The organism is Streptomyces spongiae (assembly GCF_009377185.1).
GTDB lineage: Bacteria > Actinomycetota > Actinomycetes > Streptomycetales > Streptomycetaceae > Streptomyces > Streptomyces spongiae.
On record NZ_VJZC01000393.1, the window covers coordinates 1 to 9,365 of the forward strand.

Annotated in this window: 8 protein-coding genes; 5 read left to right on the forward strand and 3 right to left on the reverse strand. The window is 70.4% G+C overall.

What is annotated here, in order from left to right:
- The 3 genes from FNH08_RS35535 to FNH08_RS35545 all read right to left on the reverse strand — a co-directional run.
- On the reverse strand, positions 1-1,064 hold a 1,064-nt coding region (locus FNH08_RS35535; RefSeq protein ID WP_322726026.1), incomplete at its 3' end, for an ABC transporter permease.
- A gap of 165 nt (positions 1,065-1,229) precedes the next feature.
- On the reverse strand, positions 1,230-2,024 hold the full coding sequence (locus tag FNH08_RS35540) for an ABC transporter ATP-binding protein (RefSeq protein WP_407704512.1): 795 nt from the start codon (positions 2,022-2,024) through the stop codon (positions 1,230-1,232).
- Positions 2,021-2,536, reverse strand: coding sequence for a PadR family transcriptional regulator (locus tag FNH08_RS35545; protein WP_322726027.1), 516 nt, complete (start codon positions 2,534-2,536; stop codon positions 2,021-2,023). Before FNH08_RS35545 ends, FNH08_RS35540 begins: the two co-directional genes overlap by 4 nt.
- 124 nt (positions 2,537-2,660) lie before the next feature.
- Between FNH08_RS35545 and FNH08_RS35550 the strand changes: the two genes are divergently transcribed.
- The 5 genes from FNH08_RS35550 to FNH08_RS35570 all read left to right on the forward strand — a co-directional run bounded on the left by FNH08_RS35550 (position 2,661) and on the right by FNH08_RS35570 (position 9,283).
- Complete coding sequence (locus tag FNH08_RS35550; RefSeq protein ID WP_152775646.1) at positions 2,661-3,932, forward strand: ABC transporter substrate-binding protein; 1,272 nt, start codon at positions 2,661-2,663, stop codon at positions 3,930-3,932.
- 135 nt (positions 3,933-4,067) lie between these two features.
- On the forward strand, positions 4,068-5,693 hold the full coding sequence (locus FNH08_RS35555; protein ID WP_194238721.1) for a glycoside hydrolase family 13 protein: 1,626 nt from the start codon (positions 4,068-4,070) through the stop codon (positions 5,691-5,693).
- Between the two features lie 51 nt (positions 5,694-5,744).
- On the forward strand, positions 5,745-7,076 hold the full coding sequence (locus FNH08_RS35560) for an ABC transporter substrate-binding protein (RefSeq protein WP_152775647.1): 1,332 nt from the start codon (positions 5,745-5,747) through the stop codon (positions 7,074-7,076).
- A 6-nt stretch (positions 7,077-7,082) separates the two neighbouring features.
- A complete protein-coding gene (locus FNH08_RS35565) occupies positions 7,083-8,447 on the forward strand; it encodes a carbohydrate ABC transporter permease (RefSeq protein ID WP_152775648.1) in 1,365 nt (454 codons plus the stop codon).
- On the forward strand, positions 8,444-9,283 hold the full coding sequence (locus FNH08_RS35570) for a carbohydrate ABC transporter permease (protein WP_152775649.1): 840 nt from the start codon (positions 8,444-8,446) through the stop codon (positions 9,281-9,283). Before FNH08_RS35565 ends, FNH08_RS35570 begins: the two co-directional genes overlap by 4 nt.
- The last annotated feature ends 82 nt before the right edge of the window (positions 9,284-9,365 follow it).

Sequence of the window (9,365 nt, forward strand, 5' to 3'; positions counted from 1 at the left end):
CCCGTGGTCGCCCCGATGAACAGCACCGCCCCCACCGGCACCGTGAACAGCGCCACGGTGTGTCCGGGCAGCCCCTGCCACACCCCGACCGCGTCCCCGAGCCGCCCCGGGACGCGGTTGCCCAGGGCCTCGATGACGGTCGCGGCGGCCAGGGCGCCCAGCAGCGCGTAGGCCAGGTGCTGGAGCAGGAAGACGCGGACCACCTGGCCGGGCGTGAAGCCGATCGCCTTCAGCACCGAGATGTCCCGCAGATGACCGCGGATCCGGGTGCCGATCGCGCCGTGCACGGCGAGCCCGGCGGCGACCAGCGCGCCCAGCCCGAACAGCCCCAGCACCTGCCCGAGCAGCCGGTTGTCGCCCTGCGCCTCGGCCCGCGCCTGCTTCCAGGTGGAGACCTCGCTGACCGCGCCGGCGCCCAGCACGGTGACGGCGCGCTGGACGGCGTAGTCCGTGTCGTCGGGGTCGGTCAGGCGCAGCCCGATGACCTGGCCGCCGGGGTCGCGCACGGCGGACGGCGGCGCCCAGACGAGGCCCGCCTGTTCGCCCGGCCGGTAGCGCGGCTCGGCGCTGTCGGCGATGCCGAGGACGGTCAGGGTCCGGCCGGTGCCGGGCAGGGTGAGGGTGTCGCCGGGGGCGGCCAGGAGGGCGCGGGCCAGGCGGCTCTCCAGGACCACGCCGTCGGGGTTCGCGGGGTCCAGCCAGTGGCCGGAGGTCAGCAGGGGGCGGCCGACGGCGGGGCGCTCGGGTGTACCGCGCAGTTCGACGGAGGCGCGGGTGCCCCGGGAGGCGAGGGTGGCGGACGCGGTGGGGTAGGGGCCCGCGACGGACTCGATGCCGTCCAGGTCGGCCAGCTTTCCGGAGTCGGCCGAGGCACCGGTGTGCAGCCACACGTGCGCGCCGTGCGCCTGCGTGAAGACGCGCTGCCAGGGGTTGGTGGCATAGCCGAAGAGCGCCGTGGCCAGCAGCAGCGAGACGACGATCCCGGCCGTGGCCAGCACGAGGAACAGCGCCTCGCCGCGGTGCGTGCGCAGATCGGAGTGCGCCCAGCGCAGGGTGGCTCGCACCGGCTTCAGCCCCTCGGTCCGACGGTGGGGTTCTTCGGCCCGGCCACCTGGCTCGTCGGCCCGTCGGTGGGGTTTTCCGGCCCGGTCACCTGGCTCGTCGGCCCGTCGGCGGGGGCCACACGGCACTTCGGCCCGTCACCGGGGAAAACCTCGTACAGGCGCATCTCAGTCCCTGAGCTCCAGCACACCCGACGTCCCGGCCCGGCGCGGCGGCAGGCCGCCGTCCAGTTCGGCGTCGTCGGCGATCCGGCCGTCGAAGAAGCTGATCACCCGGTCCGCGGCGCTCGCGAGCCGCGCGTCGTGCGTGACCAGCACGATCGTCTGGCCGCGCTGGTGGAAGCGGGACAGCAGCCGCATCACCTCGCGGGTGCCCTTGCTGTCCAGGCTGCCGGCGGGTTCGTCGGCCAGCAGCAGCGGCGGCCGGTTCACCAGCGCCCGCGCCAGCGCGACCCGCTGCTGCTCGCCTCCGGACAGCTCGCCCGGCATGCTCCGCTCCTTGCCCCCGAGACCGAGCTCGGCCAGCAGCTCCGTCCGCTCGGCGCGGGCCCGCTTGGGCGGGACGCCGGCCAGCAGGGCGGGCAGCTCCACGTTGTCGGCTACCGAGAGATTGGAGACCAGATTGAAGAACTGGAAGACGATCCCGATGCGCTTTCTGCGCTCCACCGACCAGCGGGACTCGCTCCACCGGTCCGCGCACTCGCCGTCCAGCCGGATGCTCCCGCTGTCCGGGCGCTGCAAGCCGCCCAGCAGATGCAGCAGGGTCGACTTGCCGGCGCCGGACGGACCGGTGACGGCCACGAACTCGCCCTGCCGGACGGAAAGATCCACGCCCCGCACGGCATGCGCCGGAGCGCCCTCGCCGTGATGCGTCTTGACCAGGCCCTCGGCGCGCAGCACAGGACGCTCGTCGGGAGTCACAGGCCCGTCGGCGCGCAGCACAGGAGTGGAATCGTCGCTCACTCCGGCTCCTCCAGCTCTTCCTGGCACCGCTCCAGCCAGTCGAGGTCGGCCTGAAGGTGCAGCATCGCGCCCTCGATCAGCAGCTGGGCGATGCGGTTGTCCCGGTCCTCGGCGGTGGCCAGTTTCGACAATTGACGCATGGTGTTCAGGTACTGGCGCCGCTGTCTGTTGATGAGGGCGATCTGGTCGGCGAGACCGGTCTGCTGGGCGAGGGCCAGTTTCATGAAGAACTCGTCCCGCACGCGCGGCTCGTCCTCGGTCTCCTCGAACCAGGCGCGCAGCGCCTCACGCCCGGCGTCGGTGAGCTGGTAGACCTTCTTGTTGGGCCGGCTCGACTGCTCGACGTCCTCGCCCTCGATCAGTCCCGACTTCTCGAGACGGCCGAGGGTCACATAGATCTGACCGACGTTCGGCTGAGGGTACGCGGAGCCCAGCAGTTGCTCAAGGCCCTGCTTGAGCTCGTAGCCGTGGGCCGGGCCGCGCGCCAGCAAGGCCAGGAGGGGCAGCCGCACTCGTGCTCTCCTCCCGCATCCCGAGTAATGTGCCGCAGGCCCTAGTATCGCGCATACCTAACAGGTATACATGGCCTCTGACCCGGGCGAAGATGCCCGGTGCCAGGTGTACAGGGAGGAACCTATGCGGTGGATCCACGCCGCCGGTAGGGGCCTTCTCGTCCTCGTCGTGGTCCTGACCGGCTACGTCGCCTCCGGCGCCCGTGCCGACGAGGGGTCCGCGGGCGGCAGGGGGCCCTTGACCCTCGCCACCGCCGGGGACCTCACCGGCTACCTCGGCTCCGTGCTGGAGGGCTGGAACCGCACCCACCCCGACGAGAAGGTCACCCTCGTCGAGCTGCCCGACTCCGCCGACGAGACCCACGCGCAGATGACCACCGACCTGCGCGCCGGCGAGCGCAGCCGCTTCGACGTCCTCAACATCGACGTCAGCTGGACCTCGGAGTTCGCGGCGCACGGCTGGATTCGCCCGCTGGCACGCGACCGCTTCCCGCTGGACACCTTCCTGCCACCGGTCGTGGACACGGCTACCTACGACGAACAGCTGTACGCGGTTCCGTACGTCACCAACGCCGGTCTGCTGCTGTACCGCAGGGACATCCTCACCAAGGAGGGCGTCGACCCACCGCGCACCTGGGCCGAGTTGGAGAAACAGGCGAAGACCATCGCCCCGAAGTACGGCCTCGACGGCTACGCCGGTCAGTTCCTGCCGTACGAGGGCCTCACGGTCAACGCCGCCGAGGCGGTCTACTCGGCGGGTGGCTCGATCCTCGGCGACGAGGGCGAGCGCGTCACCGTCAACTCGATGGCGGCCCGCGACGGCATCGACTTCCTCGCCCGGGGCGTGCGTGAGGGCTGGATCCCGAAGCGGGCGCTGACGTACAAGGAGGAGGAGTCCAAGCAGGCCTTCGAGGACGGGCGCCTGCTGTTCCTCCGCAACTGGCCGTACGCCTATGTCGGCGCCTCGGCCAAGGGCTCACCCGTCTCCGGGAAGATCGGCGCCGTACCGCTGCCGGGGCCGGATGGGCCCGGGACCAGCGTGCTGGGCGGCTCCAACCTGGCCGTCAGTACCCACACCGAGCACCCGGACTCGGCCGCGCGACTGCTCGCGTACCTGTCCGGCGAGCGCGTCCAGCGCCAGGTCCTCACGCGCGGTGCCCTGCCTCCCGTACGGGCGGACCTGTACGAAGATCCGGAGCTGGTCCGGGAGTTCCCGTATCTGCCCACCCTGCGCGCGAGCGTGCTCACGGCCGCGCCGCGCCCCAAGAGCCCGCGCTACGACCAGGTGAGCCTGGTGGTGCAGGCGGTCGTGCACGACGCGATGGCCGGGCGCGATACGCCCGAGGCAGCGGTACGGCGGCTGGCGCGCGAGCTGGCGGCCGTCTCCAGCCGCTAGTTACTTGTTAAGTAACGAGGGCATCTCATCTCTTCTGCTATTGACCCGATAAGCCCGTATTTGGGGCCCCGGTTCGACAGTTGCCTCTGTTCTTTTCATTGACACCCTCGTGAAACGCCTACCTAACATGCATGCATGTTGAGTAAGTACCACTGGTGGCGCGACGCGGTGATCTACCAGGTCTACGTCCGCAGCTTCCTGGACAGCACCGGCGACGGCGTCGGTGATCTGGCCGGGGTCCGCGCCGGACTGCCGTACCTCAAGAAGCTCGGCGTCGACGGGATCTGGCTGAGCCCCTTCTATCCCTCACCGCAGCACGACCACGGCTACGACGTCGCCGACTACCGCGACGTCGACCCGCTCTTCGGTGACCTCGCCGAGTTCGACCTGCTGGTCGCGGCGGCCCGCCGGCTCGGGATCAAGGTGCTGCTCGACATCGTCCCCAACCACTGCTCCAGCGGGCATCCGTGGTTCGAGGAGGCGCTGACCGCCGAGCCCGGCAGCGCGGCCCGTGCCCGTTTCCACTTCGCCGACGGCCGGGGCGCCGACGGCGAAGAGCCGCCCAACAACTGGCACTCCATGTTCGGCGGCCCGGCCTGGAGCCGGGTGACCGAGGCGGACGGACGGCCCGGCCAGTGGTACCTGCACATGTTCGCGCCCGAGCAGCCCGACTGGAACTGGCGCAACCCCGAGATCGCGGCCGAGTTCGACCGGACCCTCCGCTTCTGGCTGGACCGGGGCATCGACGGCTTCCGGATCGATGTCGCCGCTGGTCTGTTCAAGCACCCGGAGCTGCCCGACTCGGACGACCCGGAGGCCGACGCCCGCACCCGTGACTCGGTCAACCCGCTCGCCTGGAACCAGCCCGAGGTGCACCGGGTGTGGCGCGAGTGGCGTGCCATATGCGAGGAGTACACCGCCCGCGACGGCCGTGAGCGCCTCCTCGTCGGCGAGGTGTCCGTCCCGACCGCGCGTGAGCACGCCCTGTACGTCCGCTCCGACGAACTCCACCAGGCATTCTTCTTCGACCTGCTCAGCGCCCCCTGGGAGGCCGACGCCTTTCGCAAGGTCATCTCCGAGGCCATGCAGGACATCGCCGGCACGGGCTCGACGGTCACCTGGGTCCTCAACAACCACGACCAGGTCCGCACCGTCACCCGCTACGGCGAACCCGCCACCGAGGGCAGCCGCCTCGGCGCCGCCCGCGCCCGCGCCGCCGCTCTGCTGATGCTGGCGCTGCCCGGTGCCGCGTACATCTACCAGGGCGAGGAACTGGGCCTGCCGGAGGTCGTCGACCTGCCCGACGACGTGCTCACCGACCCGATCTTCCACCGCACCGGAAGCCGGGCGCGCATACGCGACGGCTGCCGGGTGCCGCTGCCGTGGTCGGGACAGGCGTCACCGTTCGGCTTCACCTCCGGCGCCGAGAGCGCCAAGCCGTGGCTGCCGCAGCCGGAGTACTTCGCCGAGTACGCCACCGACCGCGCCCGCGCCGACACCCGCTCCTTCTGGCACCTGTACCGCGACGGCCTCCAACTGCGTGCCACATTGCCCCAGTTGGGCGAGGGCTCGTTGCACTGGCTGGACAGCGTGCCCGGCGTCCTGGCCTTCGTCCGCGGCGACGGCCTGGTCTGCGCCGTCAACTTCGGTACCGCGCCCACGCCCGCGCCGGTCTCCGGGACCCCCTTGCTGTCGAGCGGGCCCTGCCCGGCCGGGGTGCTGCCCGGTTCGACCGCCGCCTGGTGGATCAACGACCGCTGAATCTCCAGAACCGACCTCCGTCAACTCCCCATCCCCGAAAGGACATCAACGATGATGCGACGACGCACCACCCTGCTCACCGGCTGCACCGCCCTCGTCCTGGCACTCGGCGCGACCGCCTGCGGCGGTGGGCCGGTCTCCGCGGGCGGCGGCGACAAGGCACTCAGTGGCCAGACGGTCACCGTGGCCGGTGTCTGGTCCGGCACTGAGCAGAAGAACTTCCAGAAGGTGCTGGACGCGTTCACCGAGAAGACCGGCGCCAAGACCCAGTTCATGCCCACCGGGGACAACGTCTCCACCGTCGTCGGCAGCAAGATCGAGGGTGGCAACGCCCCCGACGTGGTGATGGTCCCGCAGGTGGGAGTTCTCCAGCAGTTCGCGAAGAAGGGCTGGCTCAAGCCCCTGTCCGGCACGGCCCAGAAGTCCGTGGACGATGGCTTCGCCCCCGTCTGGAAGAAGTACGGCAGCGTCGACGGCTCCCTCTACGGCCTCTACTTCAAGGCCGCCCACAAGTCGACCGTCTGGTACAGCCCCGACGCCCTCGCGCAGGCGGGCGTCGAGCCGCCGAAGACGTACGACGACATGCTCAAGGCCGGACAGACCGTCTCCGACTCCGGTCTCGCCGCCTTCTCGGTCGCCGGGCAGGACGGCTGGACGCTGACCGACTGGTTCGAGAACGTCTATCTCTCCCAGGCCGGACCCGAGAAGTACGACGCCCTCGCGACGCACAAGCTGAAGTGGACCGACGCGTCGGTGGTCGAGGCGCTCGACACGCTCGGCAAGCTGTTCAAGGACAAGCAGCTGATCGCGGGCGGCCAGAAGGGGGCCCTCAACACCGACTTCCCGGGCTCGGTGGAGAAGGTGTTCGGGCCGAAGCCCGAGGCGGGCATGGTCTACGAGGGCGACTTCGTCGCGGGCGTCGCCAAGGACCAGTTCGGCAAGTCGGTCGGAGAGGACGCGAACTTCTTCCCCTTCCCGGCGGTCGGCGGCGGCGAGGCGCCGGTCGTCAGCGGTGGTGACGCGGCCGTCGTGCTGAAGGACGGCAAGAACCAGAAGGCCGGCATGGCGCTGCTGGAGTACCTGGCGACGCCGGAGGCCGCGGCCGTCTGGGCAGAGGCCGGTGGCTTCCTGTCACCGAACAAGAACGTCGACCTCGCCTCGTACGGCGACGACGTCACCCGCGCGACGGCCAAGTCCCTCGTCTCGGCCGGCGACTCGGTCCGCTTCGACATGTCCGACCAGGCGCCGGCGGCCTTCGGCGGCACCAAGGGCGCGGGCGAGTGGAAGCTCCTCCAGGACTTCCTGCGCGACCCGTCGGACGCGAAGGGCACGGCGGCGAAGCTGGAGGCCGCGGCGGCCAAGGCGTACCAGGGCCAGGGCTGACCGGACATGACCGCAACCCTCGTGAAAGAGACGAGCCCGCAGCCCGCCGAGAGCGCCGGCGAGGCACGCGCCCGGCGCTCTCGGCGGCGCGGAATGATCATCGCCCTGCTCTTCGTCTGTCCCGCGCTGCTCCTGCTCGGCGCGCTGGTCGTCTACCCGGTCCTCTTCTCCATCGGACGCAGCTTCTTCGACGCCTCCGGCACCCGTTTCGTGGGCGGCGAGAACTACTCCGAGATGTTCCGCGACCCGGCCACCCTCAAGGCCATCCGAAACACCACGATCTGGGTCGTCGTGGCCCCTGCCCTGCTCACGGGCCTCGGCCTGATCCTGGCCGTGCTGGTGGAGAAGGTCCGCTGGGCGACCGCCTTCAAGCTGCTGCTGTTCATGCCGATGGCCGTGTCCTTCCTCGCCGCCGGCATCATCTTCCGGCTGGCGTACGACGAGGACCCCGACAAGGGCGTGCTGAACGCCGCCGTCGTCTCCGTGCACGACGCCTTCCAGGGCACGTCTACCTATCCGACGGCACGGGCACGCGACGGGCAGGGGCTGACGAAGGAGGAGGACGGCTCGTACCGCACCGGCGCGAGCGTGTCGCCGGGCGACACGGTGACGCTCGGCCTGGTCGGTGTGCTGGCCGACGACCTGCCCGGGGGCACCCGGCCGGCGTACGCGGCGGCGGGGCAGAAGGCGGCCTCCGGTGAGCTGCGCGGCGTCGTGTACCTCGACTTCACGCCCGGCGGGGGAGGGGAGCAGGGCAAGGTCGACCGGCGGGAGAGCGGGCTGCCGGAGATGAAGGTCGAGGCGGTGCGCGACGGGAAGACAGCCGCCACCACGACCACCGCGTCCGACGGCTCCTTCCGCTTCGAGGGGCTGGACGACGGCTCGTACTCCGTGAAGCTGCCGGCCTCGAACTTCGCCGCCCCCTACGAGGGCATCTCCTGGCTCGGGCCCACGCTCGTCACGCCGGCGATCATCGGGGCGTACCTGTGGATCTGGACCGGCTTCGCGATGGTCCTGATCGGCGCGGGCCTTTCGAGCCTCCCCCGGGACGCGCTGGAGGCGGCGCGGATGGACGGCGCCAACGAGTGGCAGATCTTCCGGCGGATCACGGTGCCGCTGCTGGCACCGGTCCTCACGGTCGTGTTCATCACCCTCGTCATCAACGTGATGAAGGTCTTCGACCTCGTCTACATCATCGCGCCCGGCCCGGTGCAGGAGGACGCGACCGTACTCGCGACCCAGATGTGGCTGGTGTCGTTCGGCGGCGGCAACAACCAGGGCCTGGGCAGCGCGCTCGGCGTGCTTCTCCTGCTGCTCGTGATCCCCGCCATGGTCTTCAACGTCCGCCGTTTCCGAAGGAGTCAGCGATGAACGCGGTCAGGCGGGGCCTGGGCAACGGACTGGTCCAGGCGTTTCTGGTGGTGATCGGGCTGGTGTGGCTGACCCCGCTGGCCGGCCTGTTCCTGTCGTCGATGCGGTCCGCCGAGGACACGGCGAACGGCGGCTGGTGGACCGTGTTCACCAGCCCCGGCCAGCTGTCCTTCGACAACTACTCGGCGCTGCTGGAGAACGCCGGGATCAGCCAGGCCTTCTGGAACACCGTGCTGATCTCGGTACCGGCGACCGTGCTGGTGGTGGTCATCGCGGCCCTCGCGGGGTACGCCTTCGCGTGGCTCGACTTCCCCGGCCGCGAGGCGACCTTCCTGGTCGTGGTGGCGCTGCTCGTGGTGCCCGTACAGATCGGACTGCTCCCGGTCGCCAAACTCTTCGGTCAGCTGGGGCTGTTCGGCACGATTCCCGGAGTCGTCCTCTTCCACGTGGCGTACGGGCTGCCGTTCGCGGTGTTCCTGCTGCGCAACTACTTCGCCGAGATGCCGAAGGAGATGCTGGAGGCGGCGCGGATGGACGGCGGCAGCGAGTGGCGGATCTTCACCCGGCTGGTGCTGCCGGTGGGGCGGCCCGCGATCGCCTCGCTGGCCATCTTCCAGTTCCTGTGGGTGTGGAACGACATGCTGGTGGCCCTGCTGTTCGCCGACAGCGCTTCACAGCCGCTGACGGTTGAACTCCAGTCGCAGATCCGGCAGTTCGGGAGCAACGTCGATGTGCTGGCGCCGGGGGCCTTTGTGTCGCTGGTGGTGCCGGTGGTGGTGTTCTTCGCGTTCCAGCGGCACTTTGTGCAGGGGGTCATGGCCGGGTCGGTGAAGTAGGTTTCCTCCCTCAAACGCCGGACGGGGCTGCATTTTCAGCCCGTCCGGCGTTTGAGGACGAGGCCCGTTCAGGGCCGAAGAG